Origin of the sequence: Streptomyces sp. NPDC088733, assembly GCF_044751185.1 — a bacterium.
Taxonomy (GTDB): domain Bacteria; phylum Actinomycetota; class Actinomycetes; order Streptomycetales; family Streptomycetaceae; genus Actinacidiphila.
In genome coordinates, this window is sequence record NZ_JBIVLH010000020.1 from 37,389 (window position 1) to 64,114 (window position 26,726).

A 26,726-nucleotide genomic window follows, 5' to 3' on the forward strand; every position below is an offset into this window, starting at 1 on the left:
CCGCTGGTGCCGTCGGTCCGGTCAGCGTTCGCCGGACGCGGCGTCGAGGACTCCGGCCCGCGGGCTCAGTGCCCAGTCGAGGGCGAAGTCGGCGACGGCTTCCCATCCGGGCGCTCCGCAGGTGAAGTGATCGCGCCCGTCGAAGACGGTGTGGGCGGTGACCGCCGTCGAGTGCTTCGCGTTCTTCTCGTAGTTCTGCCGCTGGACGACGGGGGGCAGGATGTGGTCGCTGCCGCCGGAGACGAAGAGCAGCGGCGCGCGGTCGCTGTCGGAGAAGTCGAAGGTTGTGGCGGCGTGCGGGGTGACAGCCGCGAAACCGCCCTGGAAGAGGATGCGGGCCGGAGTGGGTGCCGCGTAGCGGTCGAAGACCTGCTGGGAGGCGTTCTCGTCCAGAGTGTTGGTGAAGGCGTAGTGGAACTGAGCGGCCGTCAGGGGGACGGCCCGGCGTATGTTCGCCGGGTCCTTCAGCACCGGGAGGACCGAGCGCAGCTCCGACAGCGGCATGGCATTCACGCCCTTGACCGCGGCGCCGTCGATCGACACCCCGGCCGTTCCGAGACCGGAGCCCACCAGAAGCTGCGCGAACGTCCCGCCGAACGAGTGCCCCATGATGATCGGAGGAGCGTCGAGCTTCTCGATGACCTCAGTGAGGTGGTCCAGGACCTCGCGGACTCCGACGCCGGCGATCGCCGAGGCGTCCTCGCGGAGCGCAGCCACTCCGGCTTCCCCCGGCGCGATCCCGGGGTAGCCGGGCGTCACGACGGTGAAGCCGCGCGCTTCGTACCTGGCCACCCAGTGCTCCCAGGCCAGCGGTGTCATCCACAGCCCGTGAATCAGGACGATCGTCTTCGTTGCAGCAGTCATGCCTGCATCCCTCCATCGTTGCGGCCGCGGCCGCGGCCAGGCGCACGCGCCCGGACGGCCTTGCTCTGTCGCAGACAGCGTGCCGCCGCGCGCACTGTGCACGGCCCCAACAGTCGCCGCCGCAGTTGTGCGCGGCGACGACACCAGCTCGCTTCGCGAGGACCGGGCGCTCGGGCTCATCCGTCCGTCGCCGGCCCGTGGTCGTGCCGGGCCCGATTACCACTGCTCACCGTGTCGCTCCAGACCACGGCCAGCCTGGCCAGCTCTCGATGTGCGTGGCGGTCGAGGTCGAGGCCGGAGAGCTTCTCGATCCGGTTGATGCGGTAGAGCAAGGTGTTGCGGTGGGCCGGGAGTGCCGCGGCCGCTTCCGTCCGGTTGAAGCCGTGCGCGGCCAGGGAGCGCAGTGTCTGCGACAGAGTTCCCGAGGGGTCCTCGGCATCCAGCAGGCCCAGGACCCGTCGCACGATGCTGTCGGCCAGCCGGGGGGAATTCGCGAGCATGATCTCCGTCAGGAAGTCGTCCAGGCGGATCCGCCCCCGGCGTCCGTCCCCGATCGCCAGAGTGACGAGATCGTGCAGGTTGCCGACCGCGTCCGCGAGCCCTGTGTCGCTGGTGGCCGACTCGGTGGCGAGAATCAGCGCACTGTCGGCAAGAGGGCCGGCCCAGTCGAAGTCCGGTCCGGTCAGGCCGGCGACGCGGTGACCGTCCGCGCAGGCGAGTGCGCCCGCGGACCGCAGTCGCGCCGCCAGTCCCGAGTGCGCGGCGGCCGAGCCGCCGACGATGGCGGCGACGAACGGGCAGTGCGGCCCCGCGAGTCGGAAACCCAGTCGCTCCGCCCGGTCGAGGTCCTCGACGGTCGTCGCCGATTGCGCGCAGACGCGTGCGAACAGCGTCGCCGCCCGGGAGTTGCCGTGGGCGGACGGCAGGTCCCGCTGGTCGGCGAACGCCCGTGTGACCGTCGTGAGGGCGATGTCGAGGAACGCCCACGGCACTTCCAGGTGCGGGAGCAGCCAGGCACCGCTTTCCGGCGAGTCGGCTTCCAGCACGGTGCTCCGCACTGCCCGCGCCGCTCCCGAGCAGGCGCGGATCACGTCCTCGGCGGCCAGGCCGTGGCGTGCCGCCTCCCGCGCCGTCTCGTACAGGTCGGACAGCGCTGCCTCGTCGGGTCCCTGCCCGCTCAGCAGCCAGTTCCTGGCCAGATCCAGACTGCGTCGGACCATGTCCTCCATGACGCCCGCCTGACAGCCACGACCGGCTATCCGGCCCACCGGGGCGCCGCTCAGCTTGCAGGCCACCTGCCGTGCCAGTGACTCGCTGTCGAGGCCCCGGAGAACGCTGCGCAGCCGGCCGACCGCCGCGGGCCCGGCGGCGGTCCGGGTCATGGCGTCCATGGTTCAACCTTCCGGAGGCTTGGTGCGATGCGGCTCCCGCCCGCGCGCGGGGCAGCGGATACCGCTGCGCCGGCGGACAGGGGAGGGCGGCCGACGCGCAGGAATGCAAGGTGTCGCGGGTACTTCGTCCCGACCGGTGGCAACCGGCGCAGGGGGTGGCCCATCCCGTGGTGACCGTTGTGCCGGTGCCGAACGCGACGCGGGGGATGCGGAGTGGGCACCCCGCGTTGTCACATCACGTCCGGCGGCGGGAGCAGGAAGTTCCATGCGCTCAGCACGCCGCTCACGAACGCCACGACCGATGCGGGCAGCAGCAGGTAGAGCCCGGTGGGCAGGCCGCACGCCAGGACGGCTCCGCCGGCCACGAACAACAGCATGACGACGATGCCGGTGTCCCGACGATCGAAGAGCCCGGCCCGCCTCCTGGGAACGTTGGCCACACGTCGTTTGCGACGCTCGATGACCAGAAGGCTCACGCCCCCACCCAGCCCTGCGGTGATGAACTCCGTGCCCAGGGCCCAGTCGGGCTGGCGGGGCACCAGCAGAACCGTCGCCATGACCAGCGGCGCGAGGAACAGCACGAGCGTCTGCGCAGCGATGGCCCGCAGCACCGGGTGTCCCGCGATCCGTTCGGCGTTCAGGGACACCGCGACGAACAACAGACCGGTCAGAGCCCCACTGGCACCCCCGGTCATCACGCCGAAGCTCTCCCAGCCAACGAGACCGGCCATCTCCTCGCACACTCCCCATCGGCAGTTGGAAACACGTTCATCGGGGCAGCCACCGCAGCACTGCCGGGCGGTTGCCCGTTTGCCACCTCCCGCAGGTCCGCCCCAGGGGACTGCGGCCGGCTCCGATGCGTGCCGGCTCTCGCGCGTACGGCCTCCACGGACGTGACTTCCGCCCCCGTCATTCAATGCCCTTCCCCCTTGGGCGCGGGCACGAAGAACAGGCGGGTTTCTGGGCCCTCGCCCACCGGGGACGCCCCTAGCGTCGCGGCATGAACAAGAGCCCCGTCGCCCGCGTGGGCGGCTCCTGGACCTGGCATCTGCTCTATGGAGTGGTCTCCATCGCCACCGGCATCATCGCCGTGGCATGGCCCGGTCCGACCCTCGTTGTGCTCGCGGTGCTCCTCGGCACGCAGTTGATCGTCACCGGGGTCTTCCGGTTGGTGGGATCCGCAAGCCTCGGGGAGTCGAGTACCGCCCGCACCCTCACGGCGATCCTCGGCGTCGTGAGCCTGCTCCTCGGGCTGTACACGATCCGGCACGTCCTGATCACGCTGCTCGCGCTGGGGATTCTGCTGGCTGTCTACTGGATCGTGGACGGTTTCACGGCCGTGTTCGCGGCGATCGACCATCCCGCGCTGCCCGGGCGTGGGTGGAATGTCTTCATCGGGCTGCTCGGTGTTCTCGCGGGCCTGACACTGCTGGTCTGGCCGGGGCTGTCCCTGCTGACGCTGTCCCTCCTGGCCGGGCTGTGGCTGATCATGCTGGGTGCCATGCAGCTGGGACTCGCACGCCGGATCCGGGCCGCCGCCTGAGGAGAGGTCCACGAGCCGTGATCGGGGCCGGTGCACCGGGCGCCTTCGCCGGACGCCCTGCACCGGCGCCCGGTGCTCGCAGAGGCGGCTGTGCAAGGATTTGTGAGTGACTGTGCACGACCCCTCCGGTCCGGGCAGACCGAGTGGTGACCTGCGGCGTGTTCTGGAGCGCATGGACGCGGGCGTTCTGGTGCGCCGGATGGAGTTCGGATTCGCCCGGCTCCCCGCCTACACGAACTTTCTCTGGCCGGTGGACCGCGCGGCCGTGGTGCGCTGGAACGTCGATCTCGTCATGCGCTGGATGATCAACGGCATCCCCCCGGACGACTACCTCCGTTCCGAACTGCACGAATTCCTGCGTGCACGTGCCGCGGCCGGCCAGCCGATCGAGGACAGCATCCTGGTGTACCGCCGCGGTGCCCGGATGTTCTGGGAAGCGCTGCTGGATCTGGCGACCGACGAGGGACGGTCCTTGCTGATCGCCGAGTCGGACACGCTCTGGAGCGCTCTTGAGCAGTACCTGGACATCGTCGTGGCCGTGGTCGCGCAGGTCTACGCGGACCAGGAGGACGCACCGTCCACCGCTGGTGACCGGCGTGCTCGTGCCCTGTTCGACCGGTTGTGCGCGCAGTTGCCCGTCACCATCGAGGACCGGGACCGGGCCGCCCGGGTCGGCTTCGACCTGACAGAACCCTTCTGCCCCTTCACCGCGCGGCTGGTAGGGGTTCACGTCGGCGGGCATGCCCACTTCGCGTCGCGGCTGCGTTCCGCGGGGGTGCTCGCGTTCACCGAGGGCGTCGGCGTCACCGGCCTCGCTTCGCCGAAGTTCGACTGGTCGCCGTACCTCGATGACCCGCGACTGCTTCTGGCTCAGGACCCGCCCCTCACGGGCGGACACCGACTGGGGGCGGCAGCGGACGGGTTGCGCGCACTCATCGCGATCGCAGCCAGGTCCGGGCGCCGGGGCCTCGTGCACGCCGAGGACTTCTTGCCCGAACTGATGCTTGCCAATTCGCCGGGGATCGCCGAGCGGACGACTCTGCGGGTCTTCGGCCCTTTGAAGCAGGCGGATGCCACGGATCTGGAGATCACCCTGCGGTGCCTCGCGGACAACGGTTTCGACAGCGCGGCCGCCGCGGCCGCGCTGCCGGTGCACCGCAACACCCTGCTGTACCGGGTCACCAGGATCGAGAAGCTGACGGGGCTGTCGCTCAGGAACCAGCGGGATCGAACGCTTGTGCTTCTCGCGGTCATGTGGGACGCGATCGCCGAGGACGTGCGGCCGGATTCCGGAGGGCTGGAGGGCCCCGAAGTCTGGTGACGCCACCGTACGGCTGTGCCGGCACGAGCGGCGCACGGCACTGAAGTCCGCGCCGCGGAAGTCGGCACCGGTGCCGGGACCGCCTTGATCCGAGGGGCCCTTGAAGAGGTTGCCCGAACTCCGATGAGTTCCCGCACGGACCGAGGTCTTCAGGACGTCCCCGCGCGCACGGACCTGGAGGAACCTTGAAGCTCTTGCTCACGTCAGGCGGCGTCACGAACCCGAGCATCCGCACGGCGCTCGTGCAGCTTCTCGGCAAGCCGATCGCCGCATCCCACGCCCTCTGCGTTCCGACAGCGCAATGGGGTCACCCGATGTGCGGTCCGACGTCGGTACGGGGCCTCTTGGCCGCCGAGCCCACGTGGCAGCACCTGACCGGCCTGGGCTGGGCGTCGCTCGGCGTCCTCGAGCTCACCGCACTTCCTACGGTCGGCGCCGAGCGGTACGTCCCCTGGATCCGGGAGGCCGACGTCCTCCTGGTCGACGGCGGCGACGCGACGTACCTGTGCCACTGGATGCGCGAGTCCGGAGTGGCCGACCTGCTGCCTTCGCTGCCCGACACGGTCTGGGTGGGAGTCAGTGCCGGAAGCATGGTGATGACACCCCGGATCGGTGCGTACTTCGTCGAGTGGGCGTCCGCGCCGGACGACCGTACCCTGGGGGTCGTCGACTTCTCGATCTTCCCGCACCTGGACGCCTTCCCGGGCAACACCATGGCCGACGCGGAGCGGTGGGCCGCCGACATCGGCGCCCCGGCCTACGCCATCGACGAACAGACGGCCATCAAGGTGGTCGACGGCATCGTCGAGGTGGTCTCCGAGGGCCGATGGACGAAGTTCGGGTCGTAGCCGCCCGGCATCAAATGTGCGCCCGCAGGGCCTGTGCCAGCCAGTGGTGGTCGGGGTTCGCTGCGGGCCCGGGTTCCTCGCCCCGGATGACCGCCAGGAGGTGTCCGTACCTGTCGGCCTGCGTGTCCAGGGCGGCCTCGATCCGTTGCAGGACCTCGCTACGGCGAGGCGACCCGGGCCCCGTACCCAAGAGGTCGTCGAGTACGGCGGCGGCCTCGTCCGACGCGGGATCCGTGCCGTTCTCTCGCGCCGGGGTGACGAGCAGGGCGATCTTCTGGGCGAAGAACAGGAAGGCGCCGGGCTGCCGGCCCGGCCCGTTCCGGTCTCCTCGCCCCTGGGCGTGGTGCTCCATCATGTGCCGCATGCGGGTGCGGAAAGCGGGGTCGGCGACCAGTTCGGCCAGTTCGATCCAAGCGTCGACCTGTTGCGGGGTCGGGTCGTCGGGAAGCTGCGGGGGCAGGCCGCGTATTCGGTCCTGAAGGAGAGGATCGGCCTCGAGGCCGTCGAAGACCTCACGGGCGAAGTCCTCGATGATCGCCGTTCGCTCCTGTGCGGAGAGCCGTGCGAGGTGGTTCATGAGTTCCATCTCCTCCGTGTCGGACTGCCGTCCGGCCACCGTGGCAAGGACGGCCCGGTTCAGCCGCAGGGCACGGATCTGTACGTCCAGGGCCTGCACGTGTGCGGCGGCGACCTCGGCGACGGTGGCCTCCCGCTCCAGGACCCGGCGCACCTCTTCCAGCCCGAGCCCCAGCTCACGCAAGGTGCGCACCAGCTGGAGGCGGGCCACGCCCTCGGTGTCGTAGAGCCGGTAGCCGCCGCCGGACCTGTCGGCCGGAGGCACGACGCCGAGGTCGGACCAGTAGCGGATCGTGCGTACCGGCATGCCGGTACGCCGGGCCAGCTGCCCGATGGTCAGCAGCGGAAGGCTGTCGTCGTTCACGTCAGGAGTGTGGGCCTTCCAGCCGGTGGAGACTCAAGAGCGGGCCGACTCGCACGGGCAGAGAGCCGGCTCATGGGCGACCGGGTGGACACCCGGCCCCGATGCCGCCAGGACCGCGCCCCACGCGGCGCCGTGGTCGTTGTACCGCCCGTCCGGCCGGACCGCCGCACGCTGTCCTGCGGCCAACGTGTCACAGACCGGAGCGCCGTCCGGTCCAGTACCCCGAAAGGCAAATGCCTCATGTCGTCGGGAATCAGGGCCTGCGCGACGGACGCACATGGTCCGTTTGCCGCCGCGGTGGCCGTACGCCTGTGACCCCGGCGGCTCGGGTGCTCCCAGTCCACGTTCCAATGGAAGGGTCCGACCATGTCGAATCGTCCGGCAGTCGACTTCACCGGCCGAGTGGTGATCGTGACCGGCGCCAGCTCGGGAATCGGCCGTGCAGCGGCCATGTCCTTCGCCGATGCCGGAGCAGCCGTCCTCGGGACCGGCCGCAACGCACAGGCTCTCGCCGAGCTCTCCGATGCACACCCCTCGATCGAGACCATCCGCTGCGACGTCAGCGAGCAGGACGTACCTCAGTCGATCATCCAAACGGCCGTGGACCGCTGGGGCCGGCTGGACGTCCTGGTCAACAACGCCGGCGTCTTCGTGTCCATGCCACTGCGCGAGGTGGCGGCCGACCGCGTCAGGCACATCTTCGACACCAACGTCGTCGCCCCCAGCCTGCTGGCCGGCGCCGCACTGCCGTACCTGGCGCAGTCCCGCGGGTCGATCATCAACATCGCGAGCACCTTCGGGCACCGTCCCCTTGCCGTGGCGAGTCATTACGGCGCGTCGAAGGCGGCGATCGAGCACCTGACCCGTAGCTGGGCGCTCGAACTCGCCCCGGAGGGCATACGGGTGAACGCCGTCGCCCCTGGGCCCGTGGAGTCCGGGGCGCTGGCCTCTTCCGGCTTCTCCCCGGCCGAAGTCCAGCAGATCAAGGACGCCGAGGCCGCCCGCATCCCCCTCGGCCGCCGTGGCAGGCCGGAGGAGGTCGCCGCATGGGTGCTCCGGCTCGCCGACCCCACGGTGGAATGGGTCACCGGCCAGGTCCTCACCGTCGACGGCGGCCTGGAGAACACCTGACGCGGCCGCCCGCAGAAGCCTGGTCCGCAGGCCCACTCACGTCCGGTCTCCCAGCCAGTCCGCGAGGAGTGGGCCGACGATTCCGGGTGCTTCCACCTGGGGGAAGTGGCCGACTGCCGGAGCCTTGTCCAGGACGGTGAGCGCCGCGTGGGGCGCGACCTCGCGGATACGGGGAATCACGTGTGCGCCGCTGACGGGATCGGCCGGTCCCCAGATGAAGTGCTGCTCGCCCTGGTAGGTGCACAGCGTCCCGGTCCAGCGGGTGCTGTTCTCCCTGCGTTCTTGCATGTAGTTCAGGAGCGACGGCAGGATTCTGAAGCCGTCATGTGAGCGTGCGCCGAGCCACATGTCGTGCAGCAGGTCGGCCGGCAGGGGCCGTTCGCCGGTGAGGCGCTGGATGGCCGCGGTGAACTTCTCCTCGTCCACATGGCGCGCCACGTCCGTACCGCCCGGGCCGGCAAGGAGGTTCTGCTCGGGGATCGGGTGATGCAGATCAGGCCAGATGCCTCCGTTGAACCACGTCATGGACGTCACCCTGGCCGGACCCCGGGCCAGCAGTTCCTGCGCGACGGACACCCCGTAGTCGTGGGCGACCAGGGCAGTCGTCTCATCGCCGGTGAGCCGCCAGAGTGCTTCGACGAGGTCGGCCTGCTCACAAACCGAATAGTGATGGGGGTACGGCTTGTCGCTCTCACCGAAACCGAGGAAGTCCGCTGTCGTCACCCGGCACCCGGCAGCCACGAGGTGGGGGACTACGGCACCCCAGTCGTGCGAGGAGGTGGGGAAACCGTGCAACAGGGTCACGGGACGACCGGACACGGGCCCGTCCTGTCGCACGAATATCGTGTACGGGAATCCGGGGAGGGGCCGGCGGCTGCCCCCGGCGATCCACTCCTCGCGGGATGGAAAAGTTTCAGCCATGCTGATTCCTGAATTCTGGCGGGGATATGATTCCAGTGGCTGTGTGAACTGGCGCTCTTTCGGCACATCATGGTAGGCGGCTCATCGCGGCGCATCCTGGGACATTCCGCGAGTGCGTCAACCCGGTCGGGAACACTCCCGTCCGCCCGTCGTGCTCGGGTCGCGTGGAGTCGTTCACCTGCTCCCAACGGCGTAATCGACGACGCCGAACCGGCGTTGTGCGGCCCCGAGGGCCCGGCCCGCCGGCACCGGCCAAGACCGGCCGATCGCATCGTGGGGCGGCAGGGACGGTGATCGGGTGCAGCAATGCACCGATGCGGAACGCCCCGAGATGGTGCAGGGTGGGACGGAGGGCCGAGTGGCCGGGAAAGCGCCCCTCAGGGCATGCACCCCGAGGTGAGCGCGGAACTCGAGTGCTGTCGCTTGGTGTCGCAGCAATCCGCACCGGACAAGGAAGAGACATCGTCTCGCCGGACCGGAATGTACTTCGGCAGGACACCCCGCGATACCGGAATATTCGTCGCGCCACTGGTGCGTATCGCGTGAGGAGCACAGGTGGAAATCTCGAAGACCGACACGGCCGTCGTGTTCATCGACCCGCAGAACGACGTGCTGAGCGAGGACGGGGCTGCCTGGGACGCGGTGGGGGCGAGCGTCACGGAGAACAGGACCGTCGAAAACATGGAGAGAATCTTCGAGGCGGCGAAGGCGGGGGGATACGAGGTCTTCATCTCGCCCCATTACTTCTATCCGACCGACAGCGGATGGCGAATGAACGGCCCCCTCGAGACCAGCGAGCTGGAGAACCACACGTTCGCCCGTGCGGGACAGCTCGATCTGACGGGGTTCCGGAACTCCGGTGCGGACTGGGTGGAGCGCTTCAAGCCCTATATCGAAGACGGCAGAACGGTGGTTGCCAGCCCGCACAAGGTGTTCGGGCCGGAAAGTAACGACTTGGTACTGCAACTGCGCAAGCGGGGAATACAGCGCATCATTCTTGGCGGCATGCTGGCGAACATGTGCGTCGAGTCCCACATGCGTCACCTCATCGAGGAGGGATTCGAGGTCACCGTGGTCAGGGATGCGACAGCCGGACCCCGCCACCCGGTCTGGGGCGACGGGTATCAGGCGGCGATCATCAACTACCGCTTCTTCGCCCATGCACTGCTGTCGACCGACGAAGTCCTCGATGCCATGCGATGAGGAGTCTGCCGGCGCGACTCGTACGTGCCCGCCGGCTGGTTGCTGACGCCGTCCGGTGCCGCAGGGCGAGGATCCTCCGCTCATCGCTGCGGGTCGATGCCCGGCCGGACAGGTGCAGCTGATCTCCGAATGCCGCTCCTGCGGCGTGGGCGGGCCGCCGAGGCCTGGACGCAGCTCGCCCCCTCTGCCTGCTGCGATCTGCCAGTCACGGCACGATCGATAACTTTATTGATCAATCCAGAAACATGTTAGCCTTCCCCGTGAGGCGGAGCGAACGCTCGACCCCGATCGCGGTCGGGTGGGACGGGCCCGCGTTCCGGATGTCTCGCGGTGGGGACGTGTGTGGTCTGGCGGGCGGCCGCGGTCGGGCTCCGGCTTGCGCGGCGCAAGCCGGTCTCCGTCTGCCGTAATTCTGTATTGATCACTCCACAAAGGAGCTTCATGGAACTGCACTCCGAGAGCAAGGCCGGGGTCGTCGCCGACGCCGGTGCGACCACCGGCCCGACGGCCGGCGTTGCGATCACCCCCGAGCCGATCCTGCAGCTGGGCCTGGGATTCATGGCGTCGAAGACGCTGCTGAGCGCGGTGGAGCTGGGAGTGTTCACGACCCTCGCGCGGGGCGGTCGGGACCGTACATCGCTCGCCGGGGAAGTGGGCCTTCACCCCAGGTCGTCGGCGGACTTCCTCGACGCCCTCGTGTCGCTGGGCATGCTGGAACGCGACGACGACGGCGTGTACCGCAACAGCCCCGCGGCGGACGTGTTCCTGGACCGGGCGAAGCCCTCCTACATCGGTGGAATCCTGGAGATGGCCAATGCCCGCCTCTTCGGTTTCTGGGGCAACCTCACCGAGGCCCTGCGAACCGGCACCCAGCAGAACGAGGTCACGCTCACCGGGGCCCCCTTCTTCGCCACGCTGAGCCAGGACCCCGTTGCCTGGCGCAACTTCCTCAACGGCATGGACGGAGTCAGCACCCCCCTCGCCGGCGCACTCGCCGCCGACTTCGACTGGACCGGCCGGCAGCACGTGGTCGACCTCGGCGGCGCTCTGGGAGCGGTACCCGCGGCCGTACTGCGATCCCACCCCGAGATGACCGGAACGGTCTTCGAACTGCCCCAGGTACGGCCGGTGTTCGAGGAATCCGCGCATGCCCGCGAGCTGGCCGGCCGCCTCTCCTTCCACAGCGGCGACTTCTTCGCCGATCCCCTTCCTCCGGCCGATGTCTACGTCATGGGGCAGATCCTGCACGACTGGGCTCCCGAGCAGCGGCAGTTCCTGCTCCGCAAAGCGTATGAGGCCCTGCCGGCGGGAGGCACGCTCATCGTCTACGACGCCATGATCGACGACGGCAGGCGGCACAACACCTACGGTTTGCTGGTGTCGCTGAACATGCTCATCGACACGGAAGGCGGATCCGAGTACACCGTCGCCGATGCCACCCATTGGCTGGAGGCGGCGGGCTTCGCCACGACGGTGGCCCGTCCCCTCATCGGCGGCTACACGGCGGTCTACGCCACCAAGTGATCTGACGGTGGCGGCGCGTCGTGCGGCCATCCCGGAGTGAGGATGCGCATGTGGGACGCCCTCGGCTCTGCTGGATGCCTGCGGACCTGCCGGCTCCGTCGCGAGGGAGCGGGGCGGGGCAGGGTCCGCAGGTGTTCGTGAGGGCGCCCCCGCGCGCCACTACGACACCGTGGTGGATTCGTCCGGGGTCCGGCGATGGTGCCCGACTGCTCGGCGTGGGGGGCGATGAAAACGATCGTGGTGGACAGACTGAGCGTGTCGCTGTCCGCCTCGCACGCGTCCAGTCGGCTGCCCGGCACCAGCCCGTTACGGATCCCCAGGAGAAGCCCCGCATGAGTACGGAGAAGACCCTTGTCCCGTCCCTCCCTCCGGAGGACGGCGACGATCCGGTGCGGGTGGGAGAGCGCAAGCAGCGTCTGCGCAGACGTCTGGAGCGGCTGATCGGGGTCGCGGCGACCGAAGGCAATGAGCTTGTTCCGCTGCGCAACGGGGATGAGATCTTCCCCGCGATGCTGGAGGCGATCCGCGGGGCCGAGCACGTCATCGACATGATGACGTTCGTGTACTGGCGCGGCCAGATTGCCCGTGACTTCGCCGCCGCTCTGGCGGACCGCGCCCGCGCCGGCGTCCGGGTGCGGCTGCTGCTGGACGGCTTCGGGGCCAAGGAGATCGAACAGGAACTGCTCGATGACATGGACGCTGCCGGGGTGCAGGTCGCCTGGTTCCGTAAACCGGCGTGGATCTCCCCGCTCAAGCAGAACCACCGGTGCCATCGCAAGGCCCTCATCGTGGATGAGCGCACCGCGTTCACCGGCGGCGTCGGCATCGCCGAGGAATGGTGCGGCGATGCCCGCACCCCTGACGAGTGGCGTGACACCCACGTGGAGGTCCGTGGCCCGGCGGTTGACGGGATCGCGGCCGCGTTCGCCCAGAACTGGGCCGAGTGCCACGACGACCTGTTCGACGACCGGGACCGCTTCGCCGAACATGCCCAGCCGGGCTCCGCGACCGTACAGGTGGTGCGCGGCTCGGCCAGCTTCGGCTGGCAGGACATGCAGACGCTCATCCGCGTCGTGCTCACCTCCGCGCAGGAACGCTTCCGGCTGTCCACCGCCTACTTCGCTCCCGACTCCTTCTTCGTCGACCTGCTGTGCGCCACCGCCCGCCGCGGCGTCCAGGTCCAGATCCTGCTGCCCGGCCCGTACACCGACCAGCGGGCTTGCCGGCTCGCGGGCCAGCACCATTACGCCGCGCTGCTCGCGGCGGGTGTGGACATCCGCCAGTACCAGCCGACGATGCTCCACACGAAGATCATGACGGTGGACGGGGTCGCCGCGCTGATCGGTTCCAGCAATTTCAACCGCCGCTCGATGGAGCACGACGAGGAAGTCATGCTCGCCGTTCTCGACGAGACCTTCACGGGCGTCCTGGACAACGATTTCGACGACGACCTCACACGCAGCGAGGCGATCGAGGCGGACCGGTGGAAGCGGCGGCCCCTGTCGCAGCGTCTGAAGGAAGCAGCCGTCATTCCTGTGCGGCGCTTCCTGTGACCTGCGGGCTCCGCGCGCGGGCTCGGCTTCACGTAGGCGCACTCCGGGCAGAACGAGAGTCTGAACACGATGTATGGTTTCTCTTCAGTGACGCCTGGACCGAAGCGGTGAGTGGTCTCACCGGCCGGGCGAGGAACCAGATCTTGTGAAGGCAGGGCACAGCTATGACGCTCATCACCACGCCGTTCGGAATGCGGGCCACCGCCGCTGAGGTACTCGAGGGAGTCGACCTCAGCGGGCGCCGGATGATCGTCACCGGGGGGTCGTCCGGTCTCGGTGTCGAGACGGTGCGCGCGCTTTCCGGTGCCGGGGCGCAGGTCACGATCGCCACACGGAACCCCGCTGACGCCGAGGTGCTGGTCAAGGAGCTGCCGGGCTCGCGGGCCGTCGCACTCGACCTGGCCGACCCGGCTTCCGTCCGCGCTTTCTGCGACGACTGGAGTGGGCCGCTCGACGGCCTCGTCGCCAACGCGGGCGTGATGATGCTCCCGACGCATCAGCTCAATGCGCAGGGATGGGAGATGCAGCTCGCCACCAACTACCTCGGCCACTTCGCCCTGGCGGTCGGACTGCACAGCGCATTGCGGGCCGCAGAGAAGCCGCGCGTCGTCGTGGTCAGTTCCGGCGCCCAGCTGCGGGCGGGGTTCGACTTCGACGACCCGCAGTTCGAGCGGCACCCCTACGACCCGTTCGTCGCCTACGCGCAGTCGAAGACCGCGGACGTGCTGCTCGCCGTCGGGATCAGCCGTCGGTGGGCGGAGGACGGCATCGCCGCCAACGCCTGCGCGCCGGGGTGGATCCACACCAACCTGGCCCGCCACATGGACCAGGCGACCATGCAGGCCCTGGGTGCCATGGACGCGGACGGCAACCTGCTCACCCCCGACTACTTCAAGACCCCGGCCCAGGGAGCCGCCACCACCGTGCTGCTGGCCGCTTCGCCGCTCCTGGACAACGTGACAGGGCGGTACTTCGAGGACAACCAGGAGTCGCAGGTCGTCGACGGGGGCCCCGACGTGATGGCGGGTGTCGCGAAGTGGTCGGTGGACCCCGCCGCCGCGGACCGGCTGTGGGACTACGCCCTTCCCGTGGTGCGCTGAGCCGGGGACGCCCGTGCACAATGGGGGGGGCGGCCCCACGGCCGTACGAAGCCGCAGGCGGGCCCCCACCGGGCATGCGGCCGTTTCCACATCGGGGAAGATGGAGCGAGCCGCTGCGCAGGGACACTGCGGCACGGGTCGGTTCGAGGCACGACACACACCGGAGGGCGCCTGATGCGACCCGTGACCCGCCGCCAGGCGGACAGCTACGCCGCGCGGTCGGCCGCGACCCGGGCGCAAGTGACGTCCACCCTGGAGCGGCTGCTCGATTCCGGTACGGCCTTCTCCGACATCAGTGTCCAGCAGCTTCTCGAGGAAGCGGGCGTCTCCCGGGCCACGTTCTACGCGCACTTCCAGAGCAAGTCGGAGGTCCTGGTGCGGCTCACCGACGGCCTGCGGGAGTCGCTGCTGGCGCTCGCACGCCAGTGGGACCCTGCCGCGGGCGAGGACGGAGCAGACCGCTTCGCCCGGTTCTTCGAGGAAGTGATCAGGATCCAACGTGCCAACCAAGGCGTGATCATGGCGGTCCGGGAGGCGGCGTCGTACGACTCCGTGGTGAGCGATTTCTACACCGCCAACCTCGAAGGCTTCGAGGAGACGACGCTGCGCACCGTACTGTCCGAGCAGGCCGCCGGCATGACGACGGCCGACCTCGACGCCGTTTCCGCCAGCCGGATCATCGTGTGGGGCGGCGCCCAGGCGATCGCGCACCACATCGAAGTCGACGACGGCAGTCATGACGCCGTCCTCGCCCGTGAACTCGCCCGGATCTGGTGGTACGGCGCCTACCGTCGCCCCGCCCATGGCGAACAGGACACGAAGCCCGCCTGAGCGGGTGGGCTGCCCCTCCCCGGTGGTGCCACCAGTGGTAGCATCGCCACCATGAAGCCGTCATCGGAGAAGAAGGCGATGAGCCTCCGGTTCCCCGACCCGGAGCAGTACGACGCCATCGCCGCGGCCGCGAAGGCCGCCGACATGAGCTTGCAGGAGTACGTGCTGTCCGCGGCCTACGACCGTGCCACGGCCGTTGAGCGGGTCTTCCTCGACGCCGCCCGGCAGGCATCGGAGTACACCCGTGAGGCCTTCGCCGAACTCGGCGACGACCGGCCCGACACGGACCGCCGCGCCGCGGCCCAGGCCGCGCGCAACCGCCTGGCCGAGCTGGACGGCGCCGAGGCCGGCCACGGGAACGCCGCGTGATCCACCGCATCGACGTGCCGTTCCTGCTGCACGTCGCCGAGCAGATCGACGGCGACCCGCAGGTGCACGAACTGGGGGTGCTGTACGCCGCAGTGGCCCGCGTCCACTCCAGCGCCATGGACCGCGACTGCTACGGCTCGGACCACCTCAAGGCGGCCGCGCTCCTGCACCAACTCGCCCGAACCCCCTGCCTGGAGCACTCGAACCTGCAGTTCGCCTGGGTCAGCACCTTCGGGTTCCTGACCCTGCAGGGCCACCGCCTGGAGTACCCGCCCAAGGAGGCCGCCGCTCTCGTCCGCGACACGGAGGCCGGCCAGGTCACCGTGGAGGAGATCGCCGTGACGCTGCGCGGCTGGACCGTCCGATAAGTCGTATCGCGGCTCCGGACGTGGCTCGGCCCGCCCTGGCTCTCGGCGTCGTCGGGGTCGGGTACGGACATGTGCTGGAGGAACGGGTGGCGGACTGGCGGCGATTCGAGCTCCTGCGGGGGGCCAAGACCGAGTACCGGGAGATTCGTCAGGAAGGCATCCGCTGCTTCCTCCGTTGGGGCGTGATAGGCACCAGCGGCAAGGCGAGCACGTCGACGCTGGACGACGAACAGCACGCCGGCCGCCATGCTTCCCGCAAGATCAACGAATGGCTCCGCAAGGGCTTCGCCGAGGTCGAGCGGCCGTCTGACGCCGCCGAGCTTGACCAGCAGACGCCCGTCCTCGACGTGATCAAGTCAAGCACCCGGCCGCATGCCCCGGTCCCCGAGTATCTGCCGATCGATGGCTTTGACGAGACGTACCACCGCAGCCATGCCCCGGATCACCCGATGGGATTCCACGAGTACTTCGTGCTGCGAGACCAGGGACGCAGCGCCGTTCGCTTCACCGTGCGCGGACAGTGCCATGACCCCGCGGCCGTGTCGTCCTTCCTGGCCGTCCTCGGCGCCGGGCGCGACCTGCCCTTCGACGGGCAGTCCCACCACAAGGTGCCGCTGTCAACGCCGGTGGGACCTTTCAGTCACGCCTTGTTGTGCTCGCCGGCACTCGGGCAAGCCTGCATCGCGTATCCGGCCATCGCCGCTCGCGTCGCGACAGCCTTCCCGATCTTCGACTGCGAGATCGGCGACGCGGATCCGGAAGTCCTCGTCGACGCGCGAATCCGCGGCCACGGTGCACTGCCCTACAGCGACTGGAGCCGCCGGCCACAGCCGGTCGTCGACCTCAGGTTCGATGTCCAGCCGTCCAACTACCGGCGGACGCAGACCTTCAAGGTCTTCAGATCCGCGGACGTCAAGGCACTGTTGGACGTGCTCCCGACTGCGGCAGCCCAGAGTTGGCTGGAGGTCCGCTCCTTCCGAGGAGAGACCAGGCGCTTCACACCCGAGACCGCCACACCGTTCTCCGAAGTCACCTCCTTCCTCCACGGCTGAGCCTGCGGGGAGCCTCGTCCGCGAACGCACACGACGCTGCGAGCAACATCCCGGCGATCCCGGGCCCGCTGACGATGAGCGGACATGAGAAGGGCATCGACATGCTCGCGCTCCGCCGGCAACTGCTGTTGTGCAGCGGCCGGTCGGCAAGCCCGCTTTCACCACCACCGACCGTGCCGCACTCGCGGGCCTCTTTCACCGCCTGCCGACCGTCGAACGGTGAGGCCTGCCGGCAGTTCCTGGATGTTCGCGCGCAGTTCGTCGGTGGCCGTCGCCCACGCCGGGCCGGGGGAGTTCTCAACTCTGCCCGGGAGCGGCCGACGTGCCATCGGCCGCCCGGGCCTGATGGGTGGCGGGCGGTTTGTGAGCGGTGTCAGCCCAGTCCGAGCCGGGGTATTTCGCGTCCCGGGGAGCGGTCCATGACCATGAGCAGGCCGGCTTCGCGGGTTCTGTCGTAGGCGGCCTTGTCGGTGACGCCGAGTTGGAACCAGACCGCCTTGGCACCGATGGCCACGGCCTGGTCCGCGATGTTCCCGGCGAGAGCCGAGTTGACGAAGACGTCGACGACATCGACCGCGAACGGGATCTCGGCAAGGGAGGCGTAGCCCTGCTCGCCGTGCACTGACTCGGCCTTGGGGTGTACGGGCACCACCCTCTTGCCGATGCGCTGGAGCTTCTCGGCCACGCGGTAGGCGGCTCGTTCGGGGTTGTCGGACAGGCCCACCAGGGCCCAGGTGTCTCCCGCAGCGGTGAGGATCCGCCTCATTGTCGTGTCGTCGCCATAGGTCGCCATACTCAGCTCCGCCGTGCGGTGGTCATGGGGAGTGTCGGGTCGGTGCACTTGGTCAGCCGCATGAGTAGACGTTAGCCTGACAGGATACTGTATGCAATACCTCCAGGGGTCTGTATGGCAGCCGGCCCAGGTGGCACCCGGAACATCGCGGTGCGGATCTTCCAGCCCCGCAGGCCCGCATCGGTGATCCGGAACGACAGTTCAGAGCCGCCTTCCCCCGACAGTGGTGGGCGGCTGGTGACCATGCATCGCGCCGGCCGCACAAGGGAATGCACGGACGGAGGGTCGAGAGGTGCGGCTTTCATGGCACTTCATGTGATTTATGCAAGGATTTGTTCATGGACGGGGCCGGTGGTTCGGAAAGGGGCGGGGACGGTGGTGTGCGGTTTCCGTTGGATCCGGGGCTGCAGAGGATCTCGGCGGAATTGCGTGACCTGGGGAGGGCACAGCGGCGGTTGCAGGTGCTGATGGCGGCGATGCTCGCGGTCAGCCGGGAGCTGGATCTGGGGGTGGTGCTCTCGCGGGTGGTGTCGGCCGCGGTGGAGGTGACCGGGGCGCGGTACGGGGCGTTGGGTGTCCTGGACGAGGACGGGGTGGGGCTGGCGGACTTCATCACGGCGGGGCTGGACGAGGAGGAGCGGGAGCGGCTCGCGGGGACGCATCTGCCGCGAGGGCGGGGGTTGCTGGGGTATCTGATCCGGCATCCGGAGCCGTTGCGGGTGGACGACATCGCGCGTCATCCGCAGTCGGTGGGTTTCCCGGAAGGTCATCCGGCGATGAGGACGCTGCTGGGGGTGGCGGTCCGGGTGCAGGAGCGGGTGTACGGGAATCTGTATCTGTCCGAGCGTCGGGACGATCTGCCGTTCGACGAGGAGGACGAGGCGATGCTGGTGGCGCTGGCCGGTGCGGCGGGGGTGGCGATCGAGAACGCCCGGCTGTTCGAGCGGGTGCGGGACAGGAGTGAGGAGTTCCAGCGACTGTTCCTGCCGCGCCTGCCGGATCTTCGGCCGTTCGAGGCTGCCGCGGTGTACCGGCCGGCGGGTCGGCCTCAGCGTATCGGTGGTGACTGGTACGACGTGTTCGTTCTTCCGGACGGCGCCTGTGCCGCGATCATCGGTGATGTCGCAGGGCACGACCTGCATGCCGCGGCTGCCATGGCGCAGACCCGCAGCATGCTCCGCGCGCTGCTCTGCGACCGTCCGGTGCCGCCCAGTTCCATCCTGAAGCGGCTGGACGCCACCGAGGACACACTCGACGTGCAGTGCCTGACCACCGCGTGCCTGGCCCGGATCGAGCCCGCTGGGTCGGACGAATGGACGCTCACCTGGAGCACGGCGGGCCATCCCCCGCCTCTGCTGGTCACCCCGGACGGGCAGGCCCGTTACCTGGCCTTCGAGCCGGATCTGCCCCTGGGCGTCGACCCGCTGGGACACCGGTGCGATCACACGCGCCGGCTGCCGCCCGGTACCACCGTGGTTCTGTACACCGACGGGCTGGTGGAGCACCATCGGCGGCCCATCGACGCCGGCCTGCGCACGCTGGCCGAACTTGCCGCGGCACACGTGGGCCTTCCGTTGACGGAGTTGTGCGACGTCCTGGCGGACCGGCATCCCAGCGATGGCCACGACGACCTGGCCGTTCTCGCCCTGCGTACGCCTCCTGCGCGCTGACGCGGAGGCATCCGACGGAGCCCCCCGGGTCTCCGACCAGCCGCACGGGCTCCGCAGGACCTTGTGTGCGGCACCGTCACTCGGAAGTGTCCTGCGGTGCAGCGGTGCCGCCGAGGCCCTGCCGGTCGGGCTGGGACGCGACGTGGTGGAGGAGCGGGTCGGGCAGGCGTGCGGCGGCGAGACGTTCCAAGGCCTCGGCGCGGTCGGTGATCGGTGGTCGGCGGCTCGGGGGTGCTGCTGAGAGCAGGCTGAGGAGAAGGGCATTGAGGCGCCGCACGGTTTGCGGGGTGGAGGAGCCGTACAGGAGGGTCTCGTCGAGTGCGAGGGAGACGAGGTCCTCCCATTGAGGCGCGTGCAGTCTGACGCGGGGTGTGTCGTGCGCGTCGACGAGCCAGACGGGACCGAGGGGCCGGTGCGCGAGTCGCAGCAGGGCGTTCTCGATCTGGTCGAGTGCCTGGACCGCCGTGGTGGGGTCGTTGATGCCGGGAGACAGGGCCCGGATCGCGATGTCGGCCAGCAGTCGCAGTCCGTATGCGGCGTCCTGCCGGAGGCTGCGGCTGGGACCGTAGCGGATGCAGGCGCTGACCCGACGCGCCAGGCGCGGGTCGGTATCTGTCCCTTCCGCCTCCACGTCGGCCACGACTTGGCCCGTCCCGGCGAAGTCGCCGACGGCGTGGGTCAGGCGGATGCGGACGTGGTGGCGGGCGGCGAGCCGGGTGATGCGTTCTTCGTCGATCCACGTGATCGTGGAGGGCCGCCCCCGATGAACGGCGGGAAACGAGTTCACCTGGTCCTCGTGGAACGGACGTGGTTCCGGACCGGTCTCGGCGGCCGCGGGATGGGCCAGATCGATGGCCGCGCGCAGACGTTCCCCGACGGCTCGGGAGAGGCCGCCACCGGTGACGGCGTGACGGAGCGAGGCCAGCAGGCGCAGGACGATGACAGCGTCCAGGAGTACCAGGACAACGGCCAGAGTCACGCTCAGGCGCGGGACGCTGTCGCCACGGACATGGCTGAGTGTGACCAGCGCATAGAGAGCCGTGCCGATCAGCAATCCGAACAGTACGAGGTAGCGGCTGAAGTGCCCCAGGGCCGCGACGAGCCGTGGCGACATGGCCTGGACGGTCTGCACGATGAGGGTGATGGCCGTGACGATGAAGCCCGCCAGCGTGATCATGCTGCCCGCGACGGAGGCGAGTGTCGCCTGCGCCGTACTGGTGTCGAATCCCAGACCTGGTGTCGGCAGATGCCGTTCCCACAGCGGCAGGAACCACCCCAGCAACCCGCCTCCCACGACCAGGATCAGCGCGATGCTTCGACCGTGCAGGCGCCGGGCATGGTGGATGCCCCGCGAATGAACAGGGCGTCGGGTTGTCACCTGGGCCGCCATGAGCGCATCGCCGAACCGGTACTTCCGGCGTCACTGGGGCCGGCTCCCATGATCCGGCGGTTCCGGGCCAGGGAGGAGCGCGGCCTGCCGCACGCGTGCCACCCGGCCACGGGCCGACCACCTCGCTTCTCACCCCTGGGACCATGGAACCTCGATCATTCAGCGCGGTCGGCCGTCGTGCGAGCCGGCCCGGTCCGCTCGGATGAGGCCTCGCGGGCGGCAGGGCTGCGTCAGGCTCCCCGACAGCGCAGCACCGCTGGTGGAGCCGCAGATCCCGGGCGAGGATTCGAGGCGTCACGACACATGCCGCGGCGGCCGATCGTGCTCCGGGCCTGCGAGGGAGACTGCCTTGTCCCAGCACAGCGGAGCCAAGCCCGCCCAACCTGCCGTCGCCCAGGCCAACGAGCAGGTGACATCGCGCTTCCCGTTCGACGACACCCAGGATCTGGCCGATGCCCGGCGCGGATTCCTCGGTACCGCCTCGGACGACGTCATCCGCGACCGTGCGGGGCGCTCGGTGTGGGATCTGGGCGCCTACGGCTTCCTCGACCAGGACTGCCCGGACACCGCCAACCCGAGCCTGTGGCGGCAGAGCCGGCTCTGCTCGGATCACGGCCTGTTCCAGGTGACCGAGGGCATCTACCAAATCCGCGGCTTCGACCTGTCGAACATGACGCTGGTGGAGGGCGACCGCGGGGTTTTCGTGATCGACCCCTTGCTGTGCGCGGAGACCGCGGCGGCCGGCCTGGCGCTGTATCGCAGCCACCGCGGTCAGCGGCCTGTCACGGGAGTGCTGTACACGCACAGCCACGTCGACCACTTCGGCGGCGTGCGCGGAGTGGTCGGCGAGCAGGAGCTCACCGACGGCGTGCCGGTGCTGGCCCCACAAGGATTCCTGGAGCACGCCGTCAGCGAGAACGTTTACGCGGGCACCGCCATGGGCCGCCGCGCCGCCTACATGTACGGAGCGGCACTGCCCAAGGGCGGCAGTGGGCAGATCGGCGCGGGTCTGGGGCTGACGACGTCGACCGGAGCTGTCGGCCTGATCCCGCCGACTGCTGACATCACCCGCACCGGACAGGCGGAGACCGTCGACGGCATTCGCATGGTCTTCCAGCTCACCCCGGGTACGGAGGCACCGGCAGAGCTGAACATCCACTTCCCCGACCACGCGGCACTGTGCATGGCCGAGAACGCCACCCACAACCTGCACAACCTGCTGACGCTCCGGGGCGCCGAAGTACGCAACCCGCGAGTGTGGGCCCGCTACCTCACACAGGCCGTCGAGTTGTTCGCGGGGGCCAGCGATGTCGTCTTCGCCTCGCACCACTGGCCGACCTGGGGCCGCGAACGCCTCACCGTGTTCCTCACCCAGCAGCGTGACCTGTATGCCTACCTCCACGACCAGACCCTGCGCATGCTCAACCAGGGTATGACCGCACTGGAGATCGCCGAGGCCCTCCAGATGCCCCCCGCCCTGGAACGTGCCTGGCACACCCACGGCTACTACGGCTCGGTCAGCCACAACGCCAAGGCCGTCTACCAGCGCTACCTCGGCTGGTTCGACGGCAACCCCGCCCACCTGTGGGAACACCCCCCGGTCGAAGCCGCCCGCCGCTACGTCGACTTCATGGGCGGCGCCGACGACGTCGTACGCCGCGCCCGCGAGTCCTTCGACACCGGCGACCACCGCTGGGTCGCCCAAGTCCTCGACCACGTCCTGTTCGCCCATCCCGACCACGCCGACGCCCGCGCGCTCCAGGCCGACGCACTGGAACAACTCGGGTACGGCAGCGAGAACGGCACCTGGCGAAACCTCTACCTCACCGGTGCCCTCGAACTCCGTCACGGCTCCGTCGGCACCCCCACCGTCACCGCCTCGCCCGACGTCCTTGCCGCACTGACACTGGACCAGCTCTTCGACGCCCTCGCCATCCGCATCGACGGCCCCCGCTGCTGGGACGCGAACATCACCGTCCGCTGGAACATCAACGGCAAGGACCCGATCACGCTCACACTCCACAACGGAGTCCTCACCCACACCTCCGCGATCGGACCCGCCACGCCGCACCCGCATCTCGACATCACCCTGGAGGAAGCCGACCTGCGCGACCTTCTCCTCGGCACGAGCAGCCCTACCGACCTCCAAGCACGCCCAGGCATCCACATCGCCGGCGATCCGGGCAAACTGGAAGAACTCCTCGGCTACCTCGCAGCCCCGGACCCCGACTTCGCCATCGTCACACCCTGACCGCCACGACGAGGACACAGGTTCGGCCAGTCCTGCTTGCGGCGGGTTCCGGAGCGAAGAGGGAGGGTGTCGCGCCGGGTTGCGGCGCGATAGCCGGCGAATGGCCGGGCCACGTTCGGGCTCTCACGAACCGGTTCTCAAAATCCCGAGCTACCTCGCCGCCTGCAAGGCTTTGGAGCGTGCGGGATGCCCGCGACATGAGTGCCCCTCGCCGCACTACTCCGCGCCGTCCGCCAACAGGCGCTCCGGCAGCCCGAGCCGCGGGAACCGGTCGGCGTGGAAGATGACGATCTCGGTGATCACCCCGCCGGAGATGCGGAGGACGTCGAGCGTCAACGGCAGGTGGGCGCTCTCGCGTTCGTTCCAGAGGTAGAAGGCGACAGCGGGCTGCCGGTTCACCGACGTGGGGACGCCGCGCAGTCCCTGCATGCCCTCGAAACCGTCCTCGACCCAGTCGGTCACCACCGCGTCCCGGCCCAGGGACAGGCCCGGCGTCGGCGGCATCGAGCAGCGGGCGTCGTCACGGAGCATGCCGGCGAGCCGGGCGACGTCCGTGGCCACGCTCGCCTCGGTGAAGCGACGGACCAGCTCGCGCGTCCCGGAGTCCTCGGCGCCGCCGCTCCAGTCCTGCCGCTCGGCGGGCAGGTGCTCCCGCATGCCGGCGCGGGCCCGTTGCAGCGCGCTGTTGACGGAGTTCACGGAGTTGCCGAGGAGTGCCGCGACCTCCTTCGCCGGCCAGCCGAGCACGTCGCGCAGGATGAGCACCGCGCGGGGGCGCGGCGCGAGATGCTGGACGGCGACGAGGTACGCCAACTCGATCGTCTCGCGCGCGACGGCGACGGTCTCCGGCTCGTCGGCGCCGGCCGCGGGCAGCTCGTCGAGCAGCCGGTCCGGGTAGGGCTGCAACCACGGCACCTCGCCGCCGGTCGCGGGCTCCGGGCGGCGCTTGGCGAGCAGATCCAGGCAGGCGTTGGTGGCGATCCGGTAGAGCCAGGCCCGGAAGGTCGACCGCCCCTCGAAGGTCTCCCGCCGCCGCCAGGCCCGCAGGAACGTCTCCTGCACCGTGTCCTCGGCGTCCTCGAACGACCCGAGCATCCGGTAGCAGTGCACGTGCAGCTCCCGCCGGTGCCGCTCCGCCAGCCCGGAGAACGCCGGCTCGTCGCCCTCGCCAAGGCCGCTCCCGCCCCGCTCCGCCGGCCATGTGTCCGCACTCATCACGTCGTCATCCTTCCGTCCTGTCGTGTCCCGCGACAGGTGTGACGGCTGCGGGCGCGAGAAGTCATCACCGGGACCGGTCGGCACGGCTGAGCGCTCCCATCCCGGGCTCACGGCGCGGACGGCGAAATAAGCTGCTTCCATGTCGCTGTCGGAAGTTCACCTGCCAACGGCCCTCGTCGCGCGATACCGGGCGGTGGATCGCGAGATCGTCGGCTCGGCGATCGTGGACACCCCCCGTCATCTGGAAGCGCTCACGGCCAGCATCCGAGCACACGGTATGCGCACACCGCTCCGACTCGGCTTCAATGAGGAGTTCGCGACGCTGGACGGACATCACAGGGTCGCCGTAGCGATTCGGCTCGGCCTGAAGGCCGTCCCGGTCGTCTTGTTCGCAGTCCCGCTGACCCCGCGGCCAGGACATGCGCAGCCGATGCGTCCCACGGACCTGGTCGTCCTCCGGGAAGCGGCAGGTGCGTGATGGCGGTGGAGATCGTCTACGAGACGCACGCGACCACCACGGACAACGAGGCAGGCATCGCGACCGGTTGGCTACCGGGGCGGCTCTCGGAACTGGGGCGCCGACAGGCCCAGGAGCTGGGTGAGCGCCGAGCGGGTGACGGCCTCGCGGCCGTGTTCTCCTCCGACCTGCACCGCGCCGTGGAGACGGCCCGCATCGCGTTCCCCCACGGCCGGCCCCCGATCCACCAGGACAGTCGACTGCGGGAGTGCAACTACGGGGAACTCAACGGCGACGCGCTCTCCGTCGTCGCCGGTCAGCGAAACCTGCGCATTGACGATCCGTTCCCCGCGGGCCAGAGCTACCGCCAGGTCGTCGCGGCCACCCGCGCTTTCCTCCAAGAGCTCGCCGCCGACTGGGACGGCCGGATGGTCCTGGTGATCGCTCACTCGGCCAACCGATGGGCACTCGATCACCTGCTCGTCGGCACGCCGCTGGAAGACCTGCTCCGCACGCCACCGGCTTGGCGCCCCGGCTGGCACTTCACGCTGCCTGGCGACTGGGCCGCGAACTGATGCGTCGGTCGCGATCGGGACCGTGCGTGCGGAGTCCGGGCTCGGGCAGGATGGGTGCATGCATCTCGATGTCCTGCGCATCCGTGACGACTTCCCCGCGCTGCGGGAGAAGGTGGCCCACTTCGACGGGCCGGGCGGCTCACAGGTGCCTCGCCAGGTCGCCGAGGCGATGGCTGCGGTGATGTGCTCGGGCATCTCCAACCGCGGCTCGGTGACAGCAGCCGAGCGCCGTGCCGAGCAGGTCGTCACGGAGGCGCGGCAGGCCATGGCCGACCTTCTGGGCTGTGAGTCGCGTGGTGTTGTCTTCACACGGTCGGCGACGCAAGGGGCGTATGACGTTTCCCGGTCCCTGGCGCGGCAGTGGACAGCCGGTGACGAGGTGGTCGTGACCCGTCTGGACCACGATGCCAACATCCGGCCGTGGATCCAGGCGGCTGAATCCGTCGGCGGGGTGGTGCGGTGGGCCGCGTTCGACCCTGTGAGCGGTGAGTTGAGCGTCGACGCCGTCCGGGAGCAGTTGTCCGGCCGGACCCGGCTGGTGGCGGTGACCGGTGGGTCGAACGTGCTGGGCACGCGCCCCGACACCGCGGCGATCGCGGCGGCCGTTCACGAGGTCGGAGCCTTGCTGTACGTGGACGGGGTGCACCTGACGCCGCACGCGCCGATCGACCTGGCCGGCATGGGCGCCGACTTCTTCTCGTGCTCGCCCTACAAGTTCTTCGGCCCCCACCATGGTGTCGTGGTCGCCGATCCCGGACTGTGGGAGGAACTGCACCCGGACAAACTGCTGCCCTCCACCGATGACGTCCCGGAACGTTTCGAGTTGGGCACCCTGCCGTACGAGATGCTGGCCGGCACCACCGCGGCCGTGGAGTACATCGCCTCGCTCGCCTCTTCCTCGGGCGACCGGCGCAGCCGGGTCCTGGAGTCGATGCGAGCGGTCGAGGCATACGAGGAGCGGCTGCTGGGACGCCTGGTGGACGGGCTGTCGGGCATCGGAGGGGTGCGGCTGTACGGCGCGCCGGCACGCCGTACGCCGACGGTGTTCTTCTCCGTGGCCGGAGTGCCCGGCCGGGAGGTGTACGAGCGGCTGGCGCGGCGCGGTGTGAACGCCCCCGCGGGCAACTTCTACGCGCTGGAGGCGTCGCGGCTGCTGGGGCTTGGCGACACGGGCGCGGTGCGTGCCGGGCTCGCACCGTACGTCGACGGCGAGGACGTGCAGCGGCTGATCGACGGTGTCGCGGAGGTGGCCGGGTAAGCCGCGGGTGTCGGCCGGGCCGCGCCGCGACGTTCAGGCAGGCCGGGGAACCACGCGGACCCGGGCGGAGCGATCTGTTCCTGAGTGACGCACCGGCGCTTGCCGCTCGGCCGTTTCCGGGCGGAGGTCTGCGCTGACAGGGCGCACAGAGCGGT

General features: G+C 69.6%; 25 protein-coding genes. 17 read left to right on the top strand and 8 right to left on the bottom strand.

Going from position 1 to position 26,726, the window contains the following annotated elements:
* Positions 1 to 21 precede the first annotated feature (21 nt).
* From ACIP64_RS29855 to ACIP64_RS29865, 3 genes are all read right to left on the bottom strand, one after another.
* The gene (locus tag ACIP64_RS29855; protein ID WP_401592663.1) at positions 22 to 864 is read right to left on the bottom strand and encodes an alpha/beta hydrolase; all 843 of its coding nucleotides are present in this window, start codon (positions 862 to 864) and stop codon (positions 22 to 24) included.
* A 176-nt stretch (positions 865 to 1,040) separates the two neighbouring features.
* Positions 1,041 to 2,255 (bottom strand): helix-turn-helix domain-containing protein, encoded by a 1,215-nt coding sequence (locus ACIP64_RS29860; protein ID WP_401592665.1) that lies wholly within the window; start codon positions 2,253 to 2,255, stop codon positions 1,041 to 1,043.
* 230 nt (positions 2,256 to 2,485) lie between these two features.
* Positions 2,486 to 2,986 (bottom strand): hypothetical protein, encoded by a 501-nt coding sequence (locus ACIP64_RS29865; protein ID WP_401592667.1) that lies wholly within the window; start codon positions 2,984 to 2,986, stop codon positions 2,486 to 2,488.
* 269 nt (positions 2,987 to 3,255) lie between these two features.
* Between ACIP64_RS29865 and ACIP64_RS29870 the strand changes: the two genes are divergently transcribed.
* The 3 genes from ACIP64_RS29870 (at position 3,256) to ACIP64_RS29880 (ending at position 5,967) form a co-directional block, all read left to right on the top strand.
* Positions 3,256 to 3,798, top strand: coding sequence for an HdeD family acid-resistance protein (locus ACIP64_RS29870; RefSeq protein WP_401592669.1), 543 nt, complete (start codon positions 3,256 to 3,258; stop codon positions 3,796 to 3,798).
* A 172-nt stretch (positions 3,799 to 3,970) separates the two neighbouring features.
* On the top strand, positions 3,971 to 5,119 hold the full coding sequence (locus tag ACIP64_RS29875; protein ID WP_401592671.1) for a PucR family transcriptional regulator: 1,149 nt from the start codon (positions 3,971 to 3,973) through the stop codon (positions 5,117 to 5,119).
* Between the two features lie 194 nt (positions 5,120 to 5,313).
* A complete protein-coding gene (locus tag ACIP64_RS29880) occupies positions 5,314 to 5,967 on the top strand; it encodes a Type 1 glutamine amidotransferase-like domain-containing protein (protein WP_401592879.1) in 654 nt (217 codons plus the stop codon).
* A 10-nt stretch (positions 5,968 to 5,977) separates the two neighbouring features.
* Here ACIP64_RS29880 and ACIP64_RS29885 read toward each other — a convergent pair whose 3' ends face one another.
* Positions 5,978 to 6,907 carry a MerR family transcriptional regulator gene (locus tag ACIP64_RS29885; protein WP_401592673.1) on the bottom strand — a complete coding sequence of 310 codons (930 nt, stop codon included), beginning with the start codon at positions 6,905 to 6,907 and terminating at the stop codon, positions 5,978 to 5,980.
* Positions 6,908 to 7,273: 366 nt separating this feature from the next.
* Here ACIP64_RS29885 and ACIP64_RS29890 point away from each other — a divergent pair, with 366 nt between their 5' ends.
* Positions 7,274 to 8,038 (top strand): SDR family NAD(P)-dependent oxidoreductase, encoded by a 765-nt coding sequence (locus ACIP64_RS29890; protein ID WP_401592675.1) that lies wholly within the window; start codon positions 7,274 to 7,276, stop codon positions 8,036 to 8,038.
* A 36-nt stretch (positions 8,039 to 8,074) separates the two neighbouring features.
* Here the strand turns inward: ACIP64_RS29890 and ACIP64_RS29895 are convergent, their stop codons facing one another.
* Positions 8,075 to 8,842 carry an alpha/beta fold hydrolase gene (locus ACIP64_RS29895; protein ID WP_401592677.1) on the bottom strand — a complete coding sequence of 256 codons (768 nt, stop codon included), beginning with the start codon at positions 8,840 to 8,842 and terminating at the stop codon, positions 8,075 to 8,077.
* 672 nt (positions 8,843 to 9,514) lie between these two features.
* Between ACIP64_RS29895 and ACIP64_RS29900 the strand changes: the two genes are divergently transcribed.
* The 8 genes from ACIP64_RS29900 (at position 9,515) to ACIP64_RS29935 (ending at position 16,959) form a co-directional block, all read left to right on the top strand.
* A complete protein-coding gene (locus ACIP64_RS29900; protein ID WP_401592679.1) occupies positions 9,515 to 10,162 on the top strand; it encodes a cysteine hydrolase in 648 nt (215 codons plus the stop codon).
* A 441-nt stretch (positions 10,163 to 10,603) separates the two neighbouring features.
* A complete protein-coding gene (locus tag ACIP64_RS29905; RefSeq protein ID WP_401592681.1) occupies positions 10,604 to 11,686 on the top strand; it encodes a methyltransferase in 1,083 nt (360 codons plus the stop codon).
* Positions 11,687 to 12,018: 332 nt separating this feature from the next.
* Positions 12,019 to 13,239: a phosphatidylserine/phosphatidylglycerophosphate/cardiolipin synthase family protein gene (locus ACIP64_RS29910; protein WP_401592881.1), complete on the top strand. Its 1,221-nt coding sequence runs from the start codon at positions 12,019 to 12,021 to the stop codon at positions 13,237 to 13,239.
* Between the two features lie 164 nt (positions 13,240 to 13,403).
* The gene (locus ACIP64_RS29915) at positions 13,404 to 14,339 is read left to right on the top strand and encodes an SDR family NAD(P)-dependent oxidoreductase (RefSeq protein WP_401592683.1); all 936 of its coding nucleotides are present in this window, start codon (positions 13,404 to 13,406) and stop codon (positions 14,337 to 14,339) included.
* 174 nt (positions 14,340 to 14,513) lie between these two features.
* Positions 14,514 to 15,170, top strand: a complete 657-nt coding sequence (locus ACIP64_RS29920) for a TetR/AcrR family transcriptional regulator (RefSeq protein WP_401592685.1) — start codon at positions 14,514 to 14,516, stop codon at positions 15,168 to 15,170.
* 51 nt (positions 15,171 to 15,221) lie between these two features.
* Positions 15,222 to 15,539, top strand: a complete 318-nt coding sequence (locus tag ACIP64_RS29925; protein ID WP_360915789.1) for a hypothetical protein — start codon at positions 15,222 to 15,224, stop codon at positions 15,537 to 15,539.
* Positions 15,536 to 15,907, top strand: a complete 372-nt coding sequence (locus ACIP64_RS29930) for a type II toxin-antitoxin system death-on-curing family toxin (protein WP_401592687.1) — start codon at positions 15,536 to 15,538, stop codon at positions 15,905 to 15,907. Before ACIP64_RS29925 ends, ACIP64_RS29930 begins: the two co-directional genes overlap by 4 nt.
* Positions 15,908 to 15,978: 71 nt before the next feature.
* Positions 15,979 to 16,959: a WGR domain-containing protein gene (locus ACIP64_RS29935; RefSeq protein WP_401592689.1), complete on the top strand. Its 981-nt coding sequence runs from the start codon at positions 15,979 to 15,981 to the stop codon at positions 16,957 to 16,959.
* A 373-nt stretch (positions 16,960 to 17,332) separates the two neighbouring features.
* Here the strand turns inward: ACIP64_RS29935 and ACIP64_RS29940 are convergent, their stop codons facing one another.
* Positions 17,333 to 17,752, bottom strand: a complete 420-nt coding sequence (locus tag ACIP64_RS29940; protein WP_401592691.1) for a CoA-binding protein — start codon at positions 17,750 to 17,752, stop codon at positions 17,333 to 17,335.
* A gap of 338 nt (positions 17,753 to 18,090) precedes the next feature.
* Between ACIP64_RS29940 and ACIP64_RS29945 the strand changes: the two genes are divergently transcribed.
* Positions 18,091 to 19,422: a PP2C family protein-serine/threonine phosphatase gene (locus ACIP64_RS29945; protein ID WP_401592693.1), complete on the top strand. Its 1,332-nt coding sequence runs from the start codon at positions 18,091 to 18,093 to the stop codon at positions 19,420 to 19,422.
* Positions 19,423 to 19,498: 76 nt separating this feature from the next.
* Here ACIP64_RS29945 and ACIP64_RS29950 read toward each other — a convergent pair whose 3' ends face one another.
* A complete protein-coding gene (locus ACIP64_RS29950; RefSeq protein ID WP_401592695.1) occupies positions 19,499 to 20,812 on the bottom strand; it encodes a DUF2254 family protein in 1,314 nt (437 codons plus the stop codon).
* A gap of 349 nt (positions 20,813 to 21,161) precedes the next feature.
* Between ACIP64_RS29950 and ACIP64_RS29955 the strand changes: the two genes are divergently transcribed.
* Positions 21,162 to 23,063: an alkyl/aryl-sulfatase gene (locus ACIP64_RS29955; protein WP_401592697.1), complete on the top strand. Its 1,902-nt coding sequence runs from the start codon at positions 21,162 to 21,164 to the stop codon at positions 23,061 to 23,063.
* Between the two features lie 216 nt (positions 23,064 to 23,279).
* Here ACIP64_RS29955 and ACIP64_RS29960 read toward each other — a convergent pair whose 3' ends face one another.
* Complete coding sequence (locus ACIP64_RS29960; protein WP_401592699.1) at positions 23,280 to 24,278, bottom strand: RNA polymerase subunit sigma-70; 999 nt, start codon at positions 24,276 to 24,278, stop codon at positions 23,280 to 23,282.
* 142 nt (positions 24,279 to 24,420) lie between these two features.
* Here ACIP64_RS29960 and ACIP64_RS29965 point away from each other — a divergent pair, with 142 nt between their 5' ends.
* Genes ACIP64_RS29965 through ACIP64_RS29975 form a run of 3 tightly spaced genes read left to right on the top strand, consistent with a single transcriptional unit; the run spans position 24,421 to position 26,571 of the window.
* Entirely contained in the window at positions 24,421 to 24,759 is a 339-nt protein-coding gene (locus ACIP64_RS29965; RefSeq protein WP_401592701.1) for a ParB N-terminal domain-containing protein, read from the top strand.
* A complete protein-coding gene (locus tag ACIP64_RS29970; protein ID WP_401592703.1) occupies positions 24,759 to 25,313 on the top strand; it encodes a histidine phosphatase family protein in 555 nt (184 codons plus the stop codon). The genes ACIP64_RS29965 and ACIP64_RS29970 overlap by 1 nt, the downstream gene beginning before the upstream one ends.
* Positions 25,314 to 25,371: 58 nt before the next feature.
* Positions 25,372 to 26,571 (top strand): cysteine desulfurase-like protein, encoded by a 1,200-nt coding sequence (locus ACIP64_RS29975; RefSeq protein WP_401592705.1) that lies wholly within the window; start codon positions 25,372 to 25,374, stop codon positions 26,569 to 26,571.
* Positions 26,572 to 26,726: the final 155 nt, after the last annotated feature.